Here is a 19,662-nt window from a genome sequence, read left to right on the forward strand (position 1 = left end):
AGACAAATCATGACAAAACCACTTAACGTTGTACCACATCAAACGGACATTGAAACAGATGTCAAAAACACCACCGATATTGCGAGCGCGTTACAAGATGCATTGTCGGACACCTATCATTTGATGTTCAAATCGCAGGCATATCACTGGAATGTGGAAGGGCCGTTATTTTTCCCGATCCATAAACTGACCGAAGAGCATTACGAAGATCTGTTTGGTGCGATAGATGAATTGGCGGAACGCTTGCGCGCGCTTGGTCAACTCGCGCCGATCAATCTGACAAAAATGATTAAAGAATCGTGTTTGACGGAACCTGAAAAATCGCCCACCGCTGGTGAAATGGTAAGCCAACTTGCCGATGATCATATTCTGGTATCCACGCGCATGCACACGCTGGCGAAAATCGCAGGTGATAACAATGATATCGTCACCGAAGACATGGCCGTGGGGCGGTCACGTTTCCACGAACAAGCGGCGTGGATGCTGCGCGCGACAGCATCCCAATAATTTATGCGCTTAACGTTTCAGTCGATGCAAAAAACATCGCCTGACTAATCGCCAAGCTGACTTGCTCTTCTGTGTACGGCTTGGCGATCAAAAACGCCGGTTCGCGGCGTTCGCCTGTTAACAAACGCTCTGGAAATGCCGTGATGAAAATGACAGGAATATCGCCAAGTGCACCTAAAATTTCGCTCACCGCTTCGATACCAGATGAATTATCCGCAAGCTGAATGTCTGCCAGGATTAAATTGGGGCGTTCTTTCTTGCTCAGTTCGACCGCTGCGGTATGTGTGCGCGCAACACCCGTGTTTGCATGACCCATTTGCGATATAATCCCTTGCAAATCCATCGCGATGATTGCTTCATCTTCGATAATCATGATTTTTCCGCTAAAACTATTCGCCATTTCAGACAGGGCAATAGAAACATTTTCTTCTGCTTCTTTTGCGCTGACACCCATGATCAATCCGATGTTAGTGAATGAAAATCCTTCGATCACATGTAACAAGATTGCTTCGCGGGTGTTTGTGGTTAAATCCTGCATATGTTCATGCGCGCGCGCTTCCAGCGCGGTATCTGTGTTTGACACAGGGGCGCCGGTGGATGACCAGATACTGTGAAACGCACCAAATAATGCGACCTTTGGATTTGCGTATCGCGCTGCAGCCTCTGCATCGGCAATAATGGCCTCTAATGTTGCCTCTGCGAACCGGTCGCCCGTTTGCTGGTTTCCCGTTAGCGCACGTGCATAGCGGCGCAAATAAGGTAAATTATCCGCAATCGAGGCTGCAAAATCGTTTGTATCATTGTTTTCCGACATGGTTTTCACCTTTTTTATTATTTTCGGGAACCAAACGCTTGGTACATGCGTTGGGTTCCGAATAAAGTAAAATAAATCTTGGAAACCTTATGACCCTTTTAAGCAAATGACAAAAAAGAATATCAAAAAACAGATCGATGAAAATTTGCGCCGTGTTTATCAAGACAAGGTGGAAGAAGAATTGCCCGACCGTTTCAAGGAACTTCTTGAGCAGTTGAAAAAACAAGAGCAATCAAAATGACCCATCAAGATCCAAGAGATCAGCTGGTGGAGCATCTGCCCGCTCTTCGCGGCTTTGCCATGAGCTTGACGCGAAATTCCTCTGCGGCCGATGATCTGGTCCAAGACACTATCGTCAAAGCATGGACAAAAATTGACACTTTCGAGGTGGGCACAAACCTGCGCGCGTGGTTATTTACGATCCTGCGCAACACATTTTATTCGGATCGGCGCAAAGCCAAACACGAAGTGGCCGATATTGATGGCATCCACACATCAAAGCTGGCGCAAAAACCCGATCACGATGGGCGACTTGCACTCAAAGATTTCTGGGTAGCGTTTAAACAATTAAAGGATGAACAACGCGAAGCATTGATTTTGGTTGGTGCATCTGGTTTTTCTTATGCCGAGGCCGCCCAAACCTGTGGCTGTGCCGTAGGCACAATCAAAAGCCGTGTAAACCGTGGGCGAGAACACCTCGCAGAGTTAATGGAACTTGATGACGATGAAAGCCTAGAGTTAACCGATAATGCATCCATGGCTGTATTGAACGCAGCCAAAGGTTTCATCGCGTGAACCTGCGCAATTTGCCCCAAAACCTTGGCGTAAAAATCGCTGTGTTATTGTTAATCGCGCTCACCCCTGTTGGGTTAATTGCGGTCTGGCAAACCAACAAAGTAACGCAAATCACCGTCGCAACCGCCGAAACTGCGTTGATCAATCAAACCATCAATGATGCGCGCGAACAAAGCCAAGCGGTGCAAAATGCATTTGGTATGGCAAAGACGCTTGGTACTGCGGTGGTTGCGCTGTTGGATAATCCCCTTGCCTGCGCCAAAATCATGTCAACATTGGTGGATCAACGCGGCGTGGTTTCACGCGCAAGGTTCATAAATTTGAACGGTGCGGTTACCTGTACTTCTGCGCTCGATACCGAAAACAGCATACCAATTTCGCGTGTGCAAGACATGATCGACGATCCAAAAGAACGCGTTTATTGGTCTGTACCGTCGGACCAATCCCATTCATCTGATCTGTCAGTTGAAACGCCAATTTTTTCCGACGATCAATTGATCGGATACTTATCCCTGTCGCTCTTACCAGATATCTATGCCTTTAAAAACCTGCCTCAAGATCAGAAAAAGCCCGATTTTTTGCTAACCTTTAATGACAGCGGGCAAATTTTAACAGCAAACACATCGCCAATGGAAATTGCACCGCGCCTACCCGCAAACCAAACATTCAAAGACCTGTTTGGAACCGATGCACAAGTCTTTGCGGATCGCTCGCAATTTGGCGATGACTTTATTTATACCGTCGCACCGTTGATGTCTGATGCGGTTTATTCGATGGCCATTTGGCCAAATGACCGCATTACACTACGCTCAGAACGCATACGCCGCCTTGCGCTGGTTTTCCCACTTTTAATGGTTTTAGTTAGTATCTGTGTCGCATTTTTGGCCGTGCATCGGCTGGTCATTCGCCATGTTGATGATTTACGCCAAAAGATGCAGCGTTTTGCCGAAGGTGAACGCGAATTTCCAACAACACCGGAGATTCCCGCACCATCTGAAATTCGTGAAATAGAAGAAACATTCGCCGATATGGCCGAACAAATCACCCATGAAGAAGCGGAAAACGAAAACCGAATTCACGAAAAAAATGTATTGTTGAAAGAGGTTCACCACCGCGTCAAAAATAATCTGCAATTGATCGTATCAATCATAAATTTGCAGATGCGAAAGTTGCACAGCCAAGAAGGCAAACAGGCGTTAAAACGTATCCAAGATCGCGTGATGGGCTTGGCTATGGTACATGGAAAACTATACGAAACCCCATCGTTAAGCAAAGTTCGCGCAGATGCGTTGCTGCGCGAAATTGTCGATAAACTATATGTTCTAGGTGAAACGGCCGATGCCACGATTGATCTGACGATGAACCTTGACGAAGTATCGCTCTATCCCGATCAAGCTGTGCCATTTTCATTGTTGTCGGCAGAGGCTGTCACAAATGCGCTGAAATACATCGGTACGCCAACGAATGATCAAAACATGTGGTTATCAATCACACTGGACGTTGCAGATGATGGTGAAAATATTCAACTTATCATCGCCAATTCCGTCCCCGCACAGCCCAACACCACCACAACCGAAGAAGGCACCGGACTTGGTACACAGCTGATCTCAGCCTTTGTTTCACAGCTAGAGGCGCAATCATCCATAACAGATAACGGCGATAAGTATGCGCTGGCAATTTCATTTAAAAAACAAGCCTTTCAGGCAGATACTTGATCCATATTTTTTTGGAACTCTTTCTGGTTTGATGCGTTGAATCATTACACAGCAACAAAGGAGACCATTATGAATTGGGACCAAATCGAAGGTAAATGGAAACAACTTAAAGGTAACGCCAAAGAACAATGGGGCGAGCTGACCGATGATGAGCTTGATCAAGCATCAGGCAAACGCGACAAGCTCGTTGGCTTGGTTCAAGAACGCTATGGCAAGGCAAAGTCAGAAGCGGAAAAAGAAGTTGATAGTTGGCTGGACCAAGTCAGCTAATGCCGTTGAAAAAACACCAGGGGCGTGCAAATGCGCGCCCCTCGCTTATTCGCCAGTTTCGATCGCTGGCGATATTTGTTTGGGACCATCCCACCAACAAAATCGGCTCAGCGTTGTGAGCGTTCCCGTGCACCAGACCTCTTGCATCCAGAGCTGGTCCAAGCATAATAACGCTACGGCCCCTATCGGATTGGTATCAGCAATCCCGTTGGGGCCGTAACGATCATATTTTCAAGACAAATTTCAAAAGTTAAGTTATTCACAACAAAGCACAAAAGGATTGATCGTGAAGGTAAAAGAACTGTTCAATAAAAATGACGAACTATCACGCCGTCCCAGTTTGGGCGAAGAAGCGGCGGATAAGTTGCGCGATATGATCCTTACGGAAAAATATCCCGCAGGCGAACAGTTACCTGAAACCGAGCTTGCCGATGCATTGGGCATCAGCCGCACACCGCTGCGCGATGCGTTGCGTATTTTGGTCTCCGAAGGATTAGTTGTTCACCAAGGCGCGCGGCGCACGTTTTATGTGGCCGACCCGACCATTGATGAACTGGCTGCCGACCTGTCCGTGATTGGCGCATTGGAGGGCCTGGCAGGCGAACAGGCCTGTGCCAATGCCAGCGATGAAATGCTTGCGGAAATACAGACGCTCAACACCCAGATGCAAACACAAAAAGACACGCTTGCCCCCGTTGAATTATTCACCTTGGACATGACGTTTCATTGCAAAATAGTAGAGGCCGCGGGCAATCCATCCCTGACAGAAGCGCACCGCCAATTCAACGCGCGTTTGTGGCGCGCACGTTTTGTTTCTGCGAAAACACGATCGCGCCAACATAATCAACAAAATATGCACCAGCGTATTGTTGATGCATTGATGGCACGCGACGCACAGGGCGCATCAGATGCGCTGCGTCAACACATGAACAACGCAGTTGATAACATTAAACTGGCACTTGCAGAGCGCAACGCAACCCTTGCCAATCAATCCAAGCCAAACTGACTGAAATGTCGTCCTGCTGTTCACCAACCCGTCAATCGGATACCACCGTCGCGCCGATTTCAAGACCAATGGATGCGGTATCTGCGGCCAGTGGCGACCAAGACCATAATGGCATTGCTGATATCCCAGGTGGGCAATCATTTCTGGGAACAGATGACCCACAGTTGCCAATTGACGCAGAATCCCCACTTCGCAAAACACGGATCAAACCGTTTCGCATGGATCGCACCACCGTCACCAACGCGCGTTTTGAAACATTCGTAAATGCGACAAACTATGTCACCGAACCCGAACGCATCGGCGATTCATTTGTGTTCAAAGGATTGTTGTCCGATGATCAAAAAAACGCCCCCCAATTTAAATCCGCACCGTGGTGGCACGCAGTTGCGGGCGCATGTTGGCACGACCCCTTTGGCACGGGGCAATCCCCCGAACCCGATCATCCCGTCGCGCATGTAACGTGGCATGACGCCAAAGCATTTGCCAAATGGGCGGGTGGACGATTACCGAGCGAGGCCGAATGGGAACACGCCGCGCGCGGTGGTTTGGCCGATGTACGTTTTCCTTGGGGGGATCATGAACCAAATGATACGGATTTCTTTCCGTGCAACATTTGGCAGGGGCAATTCCCCGATCATAACACGGCGCAAGATGGATATTTTGCAACCGCTCCTGCGCAATCATATGAGCCCAATGGATATGGGTTATACAACATGGTCGGGAATGTCTGGGAATGGACATCACAACCATTTAAAATTCGATCCCTCAAAAAGGATGTGATGGCCGCACATGCCGGCAAACAAGGTTTCAAACTTTTGAAAGGGGGATCGTTTTTATGCCACGCCAGCTATTGTTACCGATATCGCATCGCGGCGCGTTCTGGCACATCACCCGACAGCTCAACATCACACCAAGGGTTTCGTTTGGTTTATGGTACATAATTCTGACCATTACGGGACTGCGCCAAACCAAAACACATATTCAAGTGAATAACAGATCGGTCATTTTAGACAAATCTGGCGCGTCTGAAACTTTTTCTATTACAGACAACAGCTCATTTGCGGTTTGACCGCCAAGCAACGATGCGGATTTAGTCTGTAATCGGCTTGATATTACTTGGGATTCTCGTGGTTGAACCAAATCAGAACGCATGGCCGTCGCGTCACTGAAGGTAGACATAGTACCTGTATCTTCGCCGCCAAAAGCATCCTTTACGTTTTCATGATGGACACTTCATCGTTGCTATTCGGACATTATAGTGTTAGGCGTGTCATATCAGAAGTGTTATTTCCAACGCTTGGGCGCATCGCCTACCAAAGCAAATAGCACTCCTTAATCATCAAAAAATAAATTGTCACATCCTTTTCGGAGGATTTGATTTTTTGGGAGTTTTGCCGATGACATCGCGTACGACCAAATCGATTGTGACCTTCTGTTACCCATTTATACTGGGTGGGCACAAAGGTGTATTTCCATCAGGAAGCTACGAAATCATCGCAGAAGATGAAATTTTAGAAAGCCTTAGTTTTTTCGCATATAGACGAGCACAAACCTATCTTACGATTGCAACATCTGGACGCTGTCAATTGCATTCAATTGATCATCGCGATTTGGAAGTAGCGCTTGCTAATGATCGTGCGCGTTCGCAGGTATCTAAAAAAAATATCACTCCAGTGTTCGACCCATCTCAGGATCGAAAGGAACAACGCAAAATTCAATAAAGACGATCCTATTAATGGAGCGAGCGGTCACGGAATTTTCTTTTCGTGGCTTCGTTTCCAACACCCTTAAGGATATGCACATAATGAAGTATAATTTCTCTAATATTAAGTTGCAAAGAAGTAGCATATTTGTTTGGCTTTCCCTTTCATTGCTCGCGATTTCGAAGCCCAAAAGATTACTTTCTATTTTGATTGGTTTTGTTTGCGCTCTGAATATATTTTCATCATCTGTTTTAGCCCAGATTTCTATTGAGACGGTGCCAAAACACGCGCACGCCAAGAGCTATGGTGACGGATGGGAATGTGATATTGGATATAGAATTAAGGACAGTGGTTGTTTTGCCGTTTTTGTGCCTGAAAACGGATTATTAACCAACCGGAGCTATGGCCCGGGTTGGGAATGTCATCACGGATACAAAGAAACGAAAGCTGCTGCCTGCGTTAAGGTGGATGTACCTCTTGGCGGGTTTCTGGCCCCATCCGGAGATAAGTGGCATTGCCTACGTGGATACCAAAAACTCAAAGATAGCTGCCAAGAGTTAATCATTCCAACCAATGCTTATCTTGTTGCTGACACCTATCACTCAGCTTGGAAATGTGAACGCGGATATGAAGCGATCAATGACATATGTACCGCAATAAAGGTTCCATCCAATGCGTTTCTCAACGGCGCAAGCTATGGTCAGCCATGGACATGCGAGCGTAAATTTTTTCAACGCGACGATCAGTGTAAAGCAATCGTAATTCCGACAAACGGTTATTTTGACACAGCTACTTATGGCAAAGGGTGGAAGTGTGAACGAGGTTATTCAGAATCTGGTGACATATGTGAAGCGTTGATAATTCCGACAAACGCCCATCTCAACAGATCGGGAAACAGGTGGGAATGCCACCAAAACTTCAGAAAAACAAAAGGCCAGTGCATTCTCGATAATTAGTCATCATTGCCTCTCTTTTTCAATTGAACTCAAATCTATCTCCACGACTTACCAGTCGTGTGGATGGATTCTGCAAAGGATTACACATGGAAACCGAACCCAAAATGGCACACTCCACCCAAAATAATAACTGTACGACGCAAGCTTTGCCACCAGATCAGCCATTACACTCTGTATTACACTCACCAGCGGGCATATATTCACCGCCGACCGCAATCATTTATTGTGAAGGAAATTTCGCAAGAATAGATGGAAAAACCGCAAATGGTCTTATTCGGCATTCCCAAGCTTATAACATCGTCTCTGTCATAGATAGCTGCCACGCGGGTCAAGACAGCGGAGAGATTTTGGGTATGGGCGCCAATCATATCCCAATCTTTCAAAACCTAGATGCAGCCATAAAACACAAAGCAGTTATGCCAGATACGTTAATTTATGGCATGGCACCAACCACCGGCAAGCTAACTTTGGCAGATCGCCGTGTCATATTGGATGCAATATCTCGGGGTATGAATATTGTCAGCGGACTACATGAATTTTTGAGTGAGGATGCCGAAATTTCGGGCTGTGCAAAATTTATGGGCACGACAATCAGAGACATTCGAAAACCCAAGGCAAGTAGAGACATGCGCTTATTTGACGGTAGTATTGCCAATGTGAAAGCGCTTCGTATAGCTGTACTTGGTACAGACTGCGCTATTGGCAAGAGAACAACCGCAACAATTCTTGCACGTGTATTGAACGAAAAAGGTATCAAAACAGTGCTTGTTGGCACGGGGCAAACCGGGCTTATGCAGGGTGCCAAATATGGTGTCGCGATGGACGCGATTCCACCGCAATTTTGTTGTGGCGAGCTTGAAGGGGCAATCGTTGCGGCCTCTGATTGTGAACAACCCGACGTAATTTTAATCGAAGGCCAAGGGGCGCTTAGCCATCCTGCATTCTGCACGTCTGCATTCATATTGCGCGGTAGCCAACCAGATGCAGTTATCCTTCAACACGCACCCAAACGTGTTCACCGCTGTGACTTTCCCAATATGTCTATGCCTGATCCAGCGGATGAGATCGCACTCATTGAGTCATTCGCCAACACCAAAGTAATTGGCCTAACAATCAATCATGAAAACATGACAAAGAGTGAGGTCAAACAGGCAATTACGGATTACACTTTGAAGCTAGACATGCCTGTAACTGACGTTCTGATCTACCCTCCTGCACATCTCTTGAATGTTATAGTCAGAGCCTATCCTGCCTTGCGAAAAATTCCCTTAGTTGCGGAAACATGATCACTCCCCGCATCGAAATTGATTTAGACAAGATAAGATACAATACACGCTACCTTGTTGAACGTCTAAACTTGCGTGACATTACTGTAACTGGCGTGACCAAAGCCGTCTGCGGTCATCCAGCCGTAGCAAAAGCAATGCTAGATGGTGGAGCAATTAATCTCGCCGACTCAAGGGTTCAGAATATCTTGCGAATGCGCAAAGCGGGTATAGCATGTTCTATGGCGATGATCCGCTCGCCAATGTTAAGTCAATTGGATGCTATCGTTCAAAACAGCGATACCAGCTTTAACACCGAAATTTCCACCGTCACTGGCCTTGCTGCTGCAGCACGCAAAAGTAACGAACTCCACAATATCGTACTTATGGTCGAAATGGGGGATATGCGTGAAGGAATTATGCCAAAAGATTTAAAATCGTTTGCACTGCGTGTAATTAAAATTCCAGGCCTTACGCTAACGGGAATAGGAACTAACTTCGCCTGTTTAGGTGGAATACCTCCAGATATTGATATTATGAATAAGTTTTCTTCACTTGTCCGCGAAGTTGAAACCGCATGTGGTTTAGCTTTCACGACTGTATCGGGGGGGAACTCAGCAAGTTTAACATGGGCGCTTGGGAATAGGGAGAATGGCTGTGTAAACAATCTTAGATTGGGTGAAGCCATCTTGTTAGGGGTTGACCCAGTTTGCGGCACACAAATCAGCGGATTGCATACTGATGCTTTTACACTTGTAGCAGAAGTAATCGAAACAAAAATCAAGACCGACGTTGTGCAGCTTAAATTTATTAACACAAATCTGAAGGATCCTTCGTCTCTTGTTCATGGCACAGGATCAGTAGCGCGTTCAATACTTGCAATTGGCCTTCAAGATACGGATATAGGAGGACTCAAATTGCCTGAAGGTGTCACCAGTTTTGGTGCAACGAGCGACCACATGATTGTGTGCAAATCCCATGCGCATCTTCAAGTCGGACAGGAAGTTAAATTTCAAATGAACTACAGTGCTGTCATGCAGGCTATGAGCGCACCTGATATCGTAAAAACAATTCTGGGAGCCCCTTCCCTCAAAACGTTAGTGCCAACTAACTCCAATAGACCGCGATTGGCGTTGCTATGACCGACCTGCACCCCGGGTTTCCTTCAGCCTTAGTAGAATTTTGATGCCGCCTGCTGTGCGACACAAACTTGCGCGACTACGCTGATGTTACAGGTATCTCTATAGCCAAAAATTCAATCCACCCAACCGAAGGTCATCACCCGTCGTATAAATTAGCGAAATATTTTGATACTTAATCGCTTGCTGCACTTGACAGTATGATTATATTGTTATCTCATCATACCAGTTGAAATCACGCAAATTTGGGGAATGGCCATGACAACAATTGCTTTATTCGGTGCAGGTGGAAAAATGGGAGTTCGTCTTGGCACGAACCTAGCAAAATCTGATTTCGATATGCGCTACGTTGAAGTGGCACAAGAAGGCATCGCACGATTAAAGCAGGAAATCGGAGCTGATCCCATCGCTATGGACACTGCTATTGATGGCGCGGATGTCGTGATTTTAGCCATCCCTGATACCGTGATCGGCAAAGTTTGCGAAAATCTAATTCCCAAGATCGCACCTGGCACTATCGTAGTGATCTTGGACGCCGCCGCGCCATATGCGGGGCATTTGCCAAAACGCGAAGATATAACATATTTCATTTCTCACCCCTGCCATCCCCCGATTTTCAACAATGAAAAAACCGAAGCTGGGCGTAACGATCATTTTGGGGGAATCGCCGCACACCAAGGGATCGTAAATGCTTTGATGCAAGGGCCCGAAGAACATTATGACTTGGGTGAAAAAGTCGCTCGTGCCATGTATGCCCCCGTCGCCCGCAGCCACCGCTGCACCGTCGAACAGATGGCATTTTTGGAACCAGGTTTATCCGAGACTGTGTGCGCATCACTCTTGGTCGTTATGCGACAAGCGATGGACGAGGTTGTGAAAACTGGTGTTTCCTATGACTGCGCGCGTGACTTTTTGCTCGGTCATATGAACATACTTGGCGCAGTTATTTTTGACGAGGTCGACGGCGTATTTTCAGATGCATGCAACCGCGCAATTGAATACGGTGTACCAACGTTAATGAAGGATGATTGGAAAAAGGTTTTTGATCGCGACGAAATCCGCGCGAGCGTTGAACGCATTACCTAATCAATTGATGGCACGACCAAATTTTGCCACTCAATCTATTTTTCGTGCTGGTAAAGTGCATTGCTGCGATCGAGGTGTTCTCGCATTTTTTCCACAGCGCCACTGGCATCACCTGCACGTAATAATTCTAAAATTGCCGCGTGCTCTGATAACGTTACCTCTTCGTTTCCAGACCAATGCAATGTCGAGGTGTGATATTTAAACAGCCAGCGCAACAACGCGCTGCTTACGGCACCCATAATCGGGTTTCCTGTCATATTCGCAATACAAGTATGAAACCGAGTGTCGGCCTCCATAAAACGCTCGGCCTGTCCAAGATAGCTACGTTGTTCTTCAAGAATTCCACTCAATTCATCCAAATTTTCTGGCGTTGCACGCTTTGCGGCCAGGGACACCATGCCCGTTTCAAACATACGCCGCGCTTCTTTTAAATGTTCTAGCTGATCGGGTTCAGACGACAATAACATCTGCGCAACCTCGTCCGCACGATCAAGAACTTTGTCCACCGACAACTCATTCACGCGGCTGCGTCCGCCATGTGAAATCGTTATAAAACCCATGGACTGCATTGATTGCATCGCTTCACGCACAGCCGGTCGGCCAACACCGAAACGTTCCATCAACGTTCGTTCGGACGGCATCTGATCACCTGATTCAAGCTCACCAGATGTCATCATCTCGCGCAAACGGTCGAAAACCTCGTCCGACAGTTTTCGACGCACGATCTTTTCGCTTTTAACTGTTTTCTGAGTATTGGTTTCGGTTGAAAAATCTGCTGACATAATTGCTCTCTTTGTCGGCGCCGCTGGCCCATTTTGGGAACGCCATGTTGGCTCCAATTTCTCCGGCACCGTTTGACAGGTTAATTGGTATAATCAGATTATGTCACATTAACCTACCCACCATACTTTGGATCATCAAGCTGAATGTGAAATTTCAATCCATTACTGCATAGCAAATGTTACAACAGCCGTTATTTTTCACGATTTATATGAAATTTCGAATACAAGCTTACAATAATAGGTATAATGAGTATTCCAATTGCAATACGAAGAAAGGGATTTCATGTCGTTAGCAACGTTGCAAAATGTGATCCGAGTTACATACCGCCTAGAAGTTCCAGATATGGCAGGTGCGAGCGTTTTTGCGATGGCTGAGAAAATAGCATCGGATCAATCAACTGGAACGTTTACGGCGCTCCCAAACGAAACCACTGCCTTGAAGGCACAATATGCGGCACGTGTTGTGGATGTCGTCGAATTAGGATCGGTCGCAACCCCAGCATTTCCCAGACTACAAGATCCAACGGGTACGCGTTATTTACGCGGTGATGCGATTATCGATTTTCCTCTTGATGCTATTGGGACGGACATAGCGGCCTTGATGACAATAACCGTTGGCGGGGTTTATGCCGTGCGCGGCTTATCGGGTGTGCGCGTAATGGATATCGCCCTACCACAGGCATGGTCTGTTCATCCAGGACCGCAATTTGGGGTTATGGGATCACGAAAATTGATGAACGTTTCGGATGGCCCCATGATTGCATCAATTATCAAACCTTCTTTGGGCTTATCCCCGCACGACACGGCTGATGTCGTGAAACGACTGTGTGAAGCTGGAGTTGATTTTATAAAGGATGACGAGAAACTGATGTCACCGACATATTCCCCCCTTGAGCGGCGAGTGAGTGCGATCATGCCTGTTATCAAGGATTATGAACAGCGAACAGGAAAGCGCGTGTTATACGCATTTGGCATTTCAAGTGCTGACCCCGATCAAATGATGCGCAACCACGATATTGTCTGTGCTGCTGGAGGCCAAGCGGCCGTTATTAATATCAATTCGATTGGTTATGGCGGCATGAGCTTTTTGCGCAAACGATCTAATTTATGTCTTCATGCGCATCGTAATGGCTGGGATATTTTAACGCGACACCCCTCTCTGGGTATGGAATTTCGTGTTTATCAAAAAATTTGGCGCTTGCTAGGAGTTGATCAGTTTCAAGTCAACGGTATCGATGCGAAATATTGGGAGCCAAATGAAAGCTTTGTAAAAAGTTTTTCCGATTGCTTAACGCCAATTTTCTCTGACCTTGATCGTGCACTTCCTGTTGTGTGTTCGGGTCAATGGGGCGGACAAGCAGCTGAAACCTATCAACGGACCAAGGGTGCGCTTGATCTCATGTATCTTGGCGGCGGCGGAATTCATGGACACCCAATGGGCGCGAGTGCGGGTGTGAAGGCCATTCGCCAAGCATGGGATGCAGCCATTCAAGGTCAAGACATGTTAGAATATTCCAAAACACATCAAGAGCTAGCAGCCGCAATAAAACAATTCAAAAAATCCTAGAGAACAGGCGAAATATCAACGCCAAAAGGAGCCAACCCATCATTCTGTAAGGGTGTTAGGTTTGCCACAATTTTCATCTTACGCGATGACAACAGTGCTCGTCCGTCCGATATATCCGCTTTCTTCACGCCCTGCCCTGCCATCTTGGCCAATGCTGCAAGTGGCTCTGCGATCGGCCAACAACCTTTGCTGCCAATTAACCCTCGTGGACCATACAAATAGGCAGGAGTCCAAACAGAAATTCCAGATTGCGCCAAAGCAGTAGCAAGGCCAACCACATACGCAGCACCAAATTTCGCACGGTGACGAGGATCGTTATCTGTCATACAAACACGGTCATTGTTTGGATTTGGAATTGTGCGATTACCGTATGGATTTTGACGCATAGCAATGGTTGCAGGGCCAATGCGATACGGTAACGTCCCGATGATTGCCCTTGCAGACGTTGTAATATGCGCAATCGTTTCGAGCGTTTCCATCACACTAAAGTCATCGGCGGCATGAACAATTGGACACAAACCATGGCTTACAAAATCCAACATTTCAATGGGTGGTCGTTTGCGGTTAAGTTCGGGAAAAAAACTAACCATTCCTCCACCACGTTTCAGATTTGGAAATGCGCTTTCGCCAGCTTTGTGAATGATTTCCAATGGTGGGCAATCCGGCCATTCAGAACCTGGAGGTGTTGATTGACGGTCAACTGACGGACAGATCATTACACTGTCTGGTGAAAACCCAGTGCTATTCATGACAGTCGCGATCTGATCTAAGTTATCGTCATTCGCAATGATTAACTCAAGATCGTAGACAACATCTGGACAGCAAGATTGCGCATGTGCAAATGCGTTAAATTGATCCCGTAAATCCCCTAATTGTGTGTCGAGATGGCACAACAATCGCTGGGGCTGAACCACATTCAAATCGTTCGGATTTGCCGCCAGTCGCACAGCATCCTCTGGGGAAATAACGAGCGCCATTTCGGGAAAATTAGCATCGATACATCTCTCTAAGAATTCAGGTGCAACTATTGCTGGTTTTTGCGCCCAAGTCAGCGAAACAGATTGTTCCACTGAATCCCCATCAGCAATTGTATAAGGCCAAGGTTGCGCAAGCGGACGATTATAAGTTTTGAACGACGCATCACCCCATTGGCGCTGATCTTCCATTTCAAACGTATCACCAACAAGCTGGCATCTTATTGTATGATTACCAGCTTGATGGGTTATCGCGTTAATATCCACAAAAGGTTGCCAAGGCTCGATTAACGCTGGAAAATTGCCATGTTCAACTGAACCATCTGAGTGTTGAATTTCTACGGGACAACCTGCAACATCCTTGATTGGATGCAATACTGTAAATCCCGCGCGATTGGTTTCAAACTTTCCATTTGCAACACCATTCGCCAACATTTTCAAACCACCGGCAGAAGCATCAATAGAAATATCAACATTCAACAAAGCATCACCACTTTGATATTGCGCGCTGTAGGAGATCACCAACTGATCCGAACGTTCATCTATGATAAGATTATCAATATCAGGTGCCAGAGTACCCCAATCAGCATCGCGAACCAAAAACGCAATGGAACGGATAATTTCAGAACCATTCAATTTGACATGTCGTAATATACCATTTTCCAAAGTCAATGATATTGGCCCCGCTTTGAGCTTTGACGCTTTCAGCGGCGCTATGTCTGTTCCATAGAGGCTTTGCAAGTTGGTCATATCTCTGACAACGATACAGTGCGGCCATGTTCTGCTGATATGTAGGCAGCCTCTACCAACGCAAGTGTTTTTAAATTATCAGCACCTGATGTTTCTGGTTGTGAACCTGATCTGATGCAATTCACAAAATGCTGCTGAATAATCTTCACACTTTCTTGGATATTGTGCCAAGGTCGCTCGGCCCATGGTAACAATGGTGGTGATACATCAACAGTGATTTCATCATCAGTTTGAACCGTCAATTTATATCCAGCATCAAGTCGAAGCGAGCCTATACTTCCATCAATTTCTAACAGTGATTGAGGGAAGTTTTCTGGAATGCGTTTGGTTGCATATGAACAATCAACAATGCACGATACCCCGCTATGGTGTTCAAGAAGCATGGTTGCCACATCTTCTCCGTTAATGTTTGGGTTCATGCGTTGTGTGGTCGCCGCAATACGATCAACATCACCAAAAAAAGCACGCGCGATATCGAGAATATGGATACCGAGGTCTTCGATAATGAACCTTTGTCCTTCGGCCAGATATGGTTGACCTGAAAATACATCATATCCCGATCTAAAACTAACCCGCCCAAAAAATGGTTCACCGATGGCGCCTGATCGCACAACTTTTAATGCAGATTGAATGGCAGATTGCCAACGGAAATTTTCATGTACCATCAAGGTTGCACCAGCCGCATCTGCAGACGCAACCATGGCACGTGCATCATCCATATTTTCGGCAAAAGGTTTTTGACAAATAATGTTCACACCTGCCTTAGCCGCCATTTCAACCAGTGTGCGATGTGATGGCGCGGTTGTGGCAATATCGACAAAATCAAACCCACCATCAGCAAACATTTCTTGAGCATCGGTATAAACCTGGTCAATGCCAAATAATTTCGCGCTGGCATTCAGCGCAATTTCATTTTGATCACACAGTGCAACAATTTCCACCCCGTCAATATCGCGCCAAGCATGAAGTTGATTTTGTGCGAAGAACCCGCAACCAATAAGTGCGCCTTTCATGATGAATCCCTTACTTTCCAATTGCGGATTGCGCCTGTAGAGCAACGCGCGCTTGAACCTTTTGTTGTGCTTGATCGATGACAACCGCTGCTATGATGACCAATCCTTTGATAACGGTTTGCCAAAACGACGAAACCCCCATCATCACCAAGCCATCTGACAACACACCAATCACAAACGCACCGATAATTGTGCCACCTATTTTACCACGCCCACCAGACATGGACGTGCCGCCCAAAACCGCCGCCGCAATTGCGTTAAGCTCAAACGTATTACCAGTTGCAGGATGTGCAGCAACAAGCTGTGACGAAATAATTATCCCCACCAATGCTGCGCAAAAGCCAGAAAAAATATAAACAAAATACTTTGTGCGATTAACTTTGATCCCGGACAATCCCGCAGCGCGTTCATTGCCACCAACCGCATAAATATGACGGCCCAAAGGGGTTCTTTTTGCGATATATGCCGCAAGTAATCCCACCGCAATTAACATCCAAATAGAAACGGGCACCCACAGAATTTCACCAGAACCAATCCAACGAAAGGTGTGTGAACCATATTCGGGGTTTCCGTTTAAGTTTGGAAATGTACGTCCATCCGAACTTAACATCGCTGCACCGCGCGCAACATATAACGTACCAAGTGTGGCAATAAACGGCGCGACATTTAGTTTTGTAATCAAAAACCCGTTAATCGCGCCGATCCCGACCCCCACGAGAATGACCAATAAGCATATTTCAAATGTATTGAATTGAATTGACCAACCCAGCCCGACATCAATTCCATTTAACAACAAGTATCCCGTTACCATTCCACAAAGCCCAACGATAGAGCCTACGGACAAATCAATACCACCTGAGACAATGACAAACGTCATGCCAATCGCCAAAAATGCATTTAAAGCGACATGCTTTGACATAATCACCATATTCGCTGTTGACAGAAAGTTGGGCGCAAAAAATGCAAAATATGCAAATACAATTATGAGTGCGATAAACGTTCGTGCCTTTAGCAAAACAAGTAACACATTGGAACGCGCGGCGAGCGATGAACTGGTAGTTTGAGTAGCCATTATGCGAGCTCCTTATTGTTATTTAACGGGGTATGACCAATTGCAGATGCCTCGACCAAACCGGTATTTGTTGCCGTATCATGTGTGAAATCGCCTGTTATTCGGCCATTGGACATGACCAAAATACGATCAGATAGAGACAAAACCTCTTCCAAGTCAGAGGTCACGAAAATGATCCCCAATCCATCGGCCGCGAGTTTGCGCATTACGCGAAAAACTTCGGCCTTTGCCCCGATGTCGATGCCACGTGATGGTTCATCCATTAACAAAACTTTGGGGTTTGTCATCAAAGCCTTGGAAATTACCACCTTTTGTTGATTACCCCCTGAAAGAGACGAAACGGCATGTTCTGGCGATGCGATCTTAACGGTCATGCTTTTCACAAAATCCGCTACGGTCTCTTTTTCCAATCTCAAATTCATATCAAAACCACGGGTGAATTTATGCAGACTGGATAAAGTCATGTTTTCGCGAATGGACAGGATTTGCACCAGACCATCGTTTTTTCGATCTTCAGGAATCAGGGCCAGTCCTCGACCAATGCGTGCAGATACCGATTTTTCAACTAACGGTTCACCATCGATAAACATGTTACCTGTGGCATGTGGGTGTCGGCCGATAACGCATTCTAGAAATTCAGAGCGCCCTGCCCCCATTAACCCGTATACGCCAAGGATCTCGCCTGCGCGCAACGACAACGAAACATTATCTACGGTCAATCCGCCCGCAGAATTCCCAAGAGATACATTTTCCGCATGGAAAATTTCTCCCCCAAATGGATGTTCAATTTCTTTGGCGAAATCCTTGCCGCTATCGCCGATCATATTGCGAACGATCCAATCGACATCAACGCCATCCATCGACCGCGATCCGGTAATGACCCCATCTCTTAAGACGGTGATATAATCCCCGATTTGAATCAGTTCCTCTAAGCGGTGCGAGATATAAACAATACCAACACCTTTGCGTTTTAGATCAGCAATGACACGAAACAAAATTTCCACTTCGGCAGCAGAAAGCGCAGAGGTTGGTTCATCCAAGATCAGTATGCGCGCATTTTGTGCGAGCGACTTTGCAATTTCGACAATTTGTTGTTGCCCAACACGCAAATCACCCACCAGATCGTTGGGATCAATATCTTGTTCCAATTGCTCCATTAATGCCCGTGTTTCGCGTTCTTGCGCTTCTGTGTCGATATCAATTCCACCGCGAGTTTTTTCGCGAGCAATAAAAATATTTTCGGCAACAGTCATGTTAGGAAATAAATTCAATTCCTGAAATACGATACCAATGCCGCGCTTTGCGGCATCATCGGTATTGCGTAACTGGATAATATCCCCTTCCATTGAAATTTCACCACTGGTAAGCTGCTCGACACCCGCGATGACCTTCATCATTGTGGATTTTCCGGCGCCATTTTCTCCGACAAGCACATTGACCGCACCCATATATAAATCAAAGTCGGCCTTATCCAACGCAACAGTGCCTGGATAAACTTTGGTTCCATTACGAATAGAAAGACCAATACTATGGCTCATTATTGTGCACCATAAATCACTGAAACAGGCACAATTTCAGGTTTGTCCGTTGGATTGTTCAGCGTGTAAACACCCTCAAACGTAACGGTTTGGCCAACAACATCGCCCTCTGGAATTGTTATTCCTCGATGAGCCAAATCATTCATTGCCCGCGCCAATTTTGCGTATTCAATTTGGTCTCGAAAATCTGAAAAATTTATAAATGGCATCGCGTCACGAAATGCGGTTCCACGAATGATGGGACCCAGTTGTACTGTGACATCTGCAATCCCATCCGCATCGGTATCAACCTGTAATTTGGCAGCCTTGCTCTTTGTTTTTGCTTCGATGATTTTTCCAGTGCCGCTTACAGCAAAATTCCAAAGATTGGCTTCGCCTTCTGGTCGTAAACCGTGAGCATTTCCTGCCTTTTCGATGTCCTGGTCAAGAATTTTGCGCAATTCGAGTAATGGCACAAGATTTTCTTGTACAGCGGGCAACACCTTTGGCTCCCAGATTTCCTGGGCGTAATTCGCCATACGCGCCTCGTCACTTTGATCTGTTTGAGCCGCATTTTTTGCCTCGGGTGATGGATTGCGTACAACTTTGCACCCAGATACCGCGTTCACCAAGCTCAAAACAATCAAAGGTATTACACCTATTACTCGCATGCCCTCACCCTCTTTGAGACAGTAAAACGCCCGCTGCAAAGTAACAGCGCGCGCTTCAAT

Annotated in this window: 20 protein-coding genes; 13 read left to right on the top strand and 7 right to left on the bottom strand. The window is 46.4% G+C overall.

Annotation, left to right across the window (positions count from 1 at the left end; translation table 11 throughout):
- Window positions 1-9 precede the first annotated feature (9 nt).
- Window positions 10-507 carry a Dps family protein gene (locus IE094_RS03060; RefSeq protein WP_189639081.1) on the top strand — a complete coding sequence of 166 codons (498 nt, stop codon included), beginning with the start codon at window positions 10-12 and terminating at the stop codon, window positions 505-507.
- 1 nt (window position 508) lies between these two features.
- Here IE094_RS03060 and IE094_RS03065 read toward each other — a convergent pair whose 3' ends face one another.
- Entirely contained in the window at window positions 509-1,321 is an 813-nt protein-coding gene (locus IE094_RS03065; RefSeq protein WP_189639082.1) for a response regulator, read from the bottom strand.
- Between the two features lie 106 nt (window positions 1,322-1,427).
- Here IE094_RS03065 and IE094_RS03070 point away from each other — a divergent pair, with 106 nt between their 5' ends.
- The 11 genes from IE094_RS03070 (at window position 1,428) to IE094_RS03125 (ending at window position 11,256) form a co-directional block, all read left to right on the top strand.
- Window positions 1,428-1,562, top strand: coding sequence for a NepR family anti-sigma factor (locus tag IE094_RS03070; protein WP_189639083.1), 135 nt, complete (start codon window positions 1,428-1,430; stop codon window positions 1,560-1,562).
- On the top strand, window positions 1,559-2,116 hold the full coding sequence (locus tag IE094_RS03075; protein ID WP_189639084.1) for an RNA polymerase sigma factor: 558 nt from the start codon (window positions 1,559-1,561) through the stop codon (window positions 2,114-2,116). Before IE094_RS03070 ends, IE094_RS03075 begins: the two co-directional genes overlap by 4 nt.
- On the top strand, window positions 2,113-3,831 hold the full coding sequence (locus tag IE094_RS03080; RefSeq protein WP_189639085.1) for a sensor histidine kinase: 1,719 nt from the start codon (window positions 2,113-2,115) through the stop codon (window positions 3,829-3,831). The genes IE094_RS03075 and IE094_RS03080 overlap by 4 nt, the downstream gene beginning before the upstream one ends.
- 69 nt (window positions 3,832-3,900) lie before the next feature.
- On the top strand, window positions 3,901-4,101 hold the full coding sequence (locus tag IE094_RS03085) for a CsbD family protein (protein ID WP_189639086.1): 201 nt from the start codon (window positions 3,901-3,903) through the stop codon (window positions 4,099-4,101).
- Between the two features lie 286 nt (window positions 4,102-4,387).
- Window positions 4,388-5,107, top strand: coding sequence for a GntR family transcriptional regulator (locus IE094_RS03090; protein ID WP_229801989.1), 720 nt, complete (start codon window positions 4,388-4,390; stop codon window positions 5,105-5,107).
- Between the two features lie 5 nt (window positions 5,108-5,112).
- Complete coding sequence (locus IE094_RS03095; protein WP_189639087.1) at window positions 5,113-6,048, top strand: formylglycine-generating enzyme family protein; 936 nt, start codon at window positions 5,113-5,115, stop codon at window positions 6,046-6,048.
- 456 nt (window positions 6,049-6,504) lie between these two features.
- A complete protein-coding gene (locus tag IE094_RS03105) occupies window positions 6,505-6,828 on the top strand; it encodes a hypothetical protein (RefSeq protein WP_189639089.1) in 324 nt (107 codons plus the stop codon).
- Window positions 6,829-6,911: 83 nt separating this feature from the next.
- Window positions 6,912-7,766 carry a hypothetical protein gene (locus tag IE094_RS03110; protein WP_189639090.1) on the top strand — a complete coding sequence of 285 codons (855 nt, stop codon included), beginning with the start codon at window positions 6,912-6,914 and terminating at the stop codon, window positions 7,764-7,766.
- 86 nt (window positions 7,767-7,852) lie between these two features.
- Entirely contained in the window at window positions 7,853-9,052 is a 1,200-nt protein-coding gene (locus tag IE094_RS03115; RefSeq protein ID WP_229801992.1) for an N-acetyltransferase DgcN family protein, read from the top strand.
- Window positions 9,049-10,173 carry an alanine/ornithine racemase family PLP-dependent enzyme gene (locus tag IE094_RS03120; protein ID WP_189639091.1) on the top strand — a complete coding sequence of 375 codons (1,125 nt, stop codon included), beginning with the start codon at window positions 9,049-9,051 and terminating at the stop codon, window positions 10,171-10,173. Before IE094_RS03115 ends, IE094_RS03120 begins: the two co-directional genes overlap by 4 nt.
- Window positions 10,174-10,428: 255 nt before the next feature.
- Complete coding sequence (locus IE094_RS03125; RefSeq protein WP_189639092.1) at window positions 10,429-11,256, top strand: phosphogluconate dehydrogenase C-terminal domain-containing protein; 828 nt, start codon at window positions 10,429-10,431, stop codon at window positions 11,254-11,256.
- A 35-nt stretch (window positions 11,257-11,291) separates the two neighbouring features.
- On the opposite strand, the gene nanR is transcribed toward IE094_RS03125, so the two are convergent.
- Window positions 11,292-12,038, bottom strand: a complete 747-nt coding sequence (gene nanR / locus IE094_RS03130; protein ID WP_189639093.1) for a transcriptional regulator NanR — start codon at window positions 12,036-12,038, stop codon at window positions 11,292-11,294.
- A gap of 283 nt (window positions 12,039-12,321) precedes the next feature.
- Here nanR and oiaX point away from each other — a divergent pair, with 283 nt between their 5' ends.
- Window positions 12,322-13,605, top strand: coding sequence for a 3-oxo-isoapionate-4-phosphate decarboxylase OiaX (oiaX, locus tag IE094_RS03135; protein WP_229801994.1), 1,284 nt, complete (start codon window positions 12,322-12,324; stop codon window positions 13,603-13,605).
- Here the strand turns inward: oiaX and IE094_RS03140 are convergent.
- From IE094_RS03140 to IE094_RS03160, 5 genes are read right to left on the bottom strand one after another with little or no spacing between them, the layout of a single operon-like run.
- Entirely contained in the window at window positions 13,602-15,329 is a 1,728-nt protein-coding gene (locus IE094_RS03140) for a D-apionate lactonase family protein (protein ID WP_189639094.1), read from the bottom strand. The two genes, oiaX and IE094_RS03140, sit on opposite strands and share 4 nt — an antisense overlap.
- On the bottom strand, window positions 15,326-16,342 hold the full coding sequence (locus IE094_RS03145; RefSeq protein ID WP_189639095.1) for a Gfo/Idh/MocA family protein: 1,017 nt from the start codon (window positions 16,340-16,342) through the stop codon (window positions 15,326-15,328). Before IE094_RS03145 ends, IE094_RS03140 begins: the two co-directional genes overlap by 4 nt.
- Window positions 16,343-16,352: 10 nt before the next feature.
- The gene (locus IE094_RS03150) at window positions 16,353-17,414 is read right to left on the bottom strand and encodes an ABC transporter permease (RefSeq protein WP_189639096.1); all 1,062 of its coding nucleotides are present in this window, start codon (window positions 17,412-17,414) and stop codon (window positions 16,353-16,355) included.
- Complete coding sequence (locus tag IE094_RS03155; RefSeq protein WP_189639097.1) at window positions 17,414-18,952, bottom strand: sugar ABC transporter ATP-binding protein; 1,539 nt, start codon at window positions 18,950-18,952, stop codon at window positions 17,414-17,416. The genes IE094_RS03150 and IE094_RS03155 overlap by 1 nt, the downstream gene beginning before the upstream one ends.
- Window positions 18,952-19,602: a DUF2291 family protein gene (locus IE094_RS03160; protein WP_189639098.1), complete on the bottom strand. Its 651-nt coding sequence runs from the start codon at window positions 19,600-19,602 to the stop codon at window positions 18,952-18,954. The genes IE094_RS03155 and IE094_RS03160 overlap by 1 nt, the downstream gene beginning before the upstream one ends.
- Between the last annotated feature and the right edge of the window lie 60 nt (window positions 19,603-19,662).

Origin of the sequence: Paramylibacter ulvae, assembly GCF_014652655.1 — a bacterium.
Lineage (GTDB): Bacteria > Pseudomonadota > Alphaproteobacteria > Rhodobacterales > Rhodobacteraceae > Amylibacter > Amylibacter ulvae.

Bases quoted from the DNA above. Each gene is read 5' to 3' on its own strand.
- IE094_RS03145 (WP_189639095.1), bottom strand. From the start codon at position 16,342: ATGAAAGGCGCACTTATTGGTTGCGGGTTCTTCGCACAAAATCAACTT.
- IE094_RS03075 (WP_189639084.1), top strand. From the start codon at position 1,559: ATGACCCATCAAGATCCAAGAGATCAGCTGGTGGAGCATCTGCCCGCT.
- IE094_RS03095 (WP_189639087.1), top strand. From the start codon at position 5,113: ATGTCGTCCTGCTGTTCACCAACCCGTCAATCGGATACCACCGTCGCG.
- IE094_RS03115 (WP_229801992.1), top strand. From the start codon at position 7,853: ATGGAAACCGAACCCAAAATGGCACACTCCACCCAAAATAATAACTGT.
- IE094_RS03140 (WP_189639094.1), bottom strand. From the start codon at position 15,329: ATGACCAACTTGCAAAGCCTCTATGGAACAGACATAGCGCCGCTGAAA.
- IE094_RS03155 (WP_189639097.1), bottom strand. From the start codon at position 18,952: ATGAGCCATAGTATTGGTCTTTCTATTCGTAATGGAACCAAAGTTTAT.
- IE094_RS03070 (WP_189639083.1), top strand. From the start codon at position 1,428: ATGACAAAAAAGAATATCAAAAAACAGATCGATGAAAATTTGCGCCGT.
- IE094_RS03110 (WP_189639090.1), top strand. From the start codon at position 6,912: ATGAAGTATAATTTCTCTAATATTAAGTTGCAAAGAAGTAGCATATTT.
- IE094_RS03105 (WP_189639089.1), top strand. From the start codon at position 6,505: ATGACATCGCGTACGACCAAATCGATTGTGACCTTCTGTTACCCATTT.
- IE094_RS03085 (WP_189639086.1), top strand. From the start codon at position 3,901: ATGAATTGGGACCAAATCGAAGGTAAATGGAAACAACTTAAAGGTAAC.
- IE094_RS03160 (WP_189639098.1), bottom strand. From the start codon at position 19,602: ATGCGAGTAATAGGTGTAATACCTTTGATTGTTTTGAGCTTGGTGAAC.
- IE094_RS03125 (WP_189639092.1), top strand. From the start codon at position 10,429: ATGACAACAATTGCTTTATTCGGTGCAGGTGGAAAAATGGGAGTTCGT.
- IE094_RS03150 (WP_189639096.1), bottom strand. From the start codon at position 17,414: ATGGCTACTCAAACTACCAGTTCATCGCTCGCCGCGCGTTCCAATGTG.
- oiaX (WP_229801994.1), top strand. From the start codon at position 12,322: ATGTCGTTAGCAACGTTGCAAAATGTGATCCGAGTTACATACCGCCTA.
- IE094_RS03120 (WP_189639091.1), top strand. From the start codon at position 9,049: ATGATCACTCCCCGCATCGAAATTGATTTAGACAAGATAAGATACAAT.
- nanR (WP_189639093.1), bottom strand. From the start codon at position 12,038: ATGTCAGCAGATTTTTCAACCGAAACCAATACTCAGAAAACAGTTAAA.
- IE094_RS03060 (WP_189639081.1), top strand. From the start codon at position 10: ATGACAAAACCACTTAACGTTGTACCACATCAAACGGACATTGAAACA.
- IE094_RS03065 (WP_189639082.1), bottom strand. From the start codon at position 1,321: ATGTCGGAAAACAATGATACAAACGATTTTGCAGCCTCGATTGCGGAT.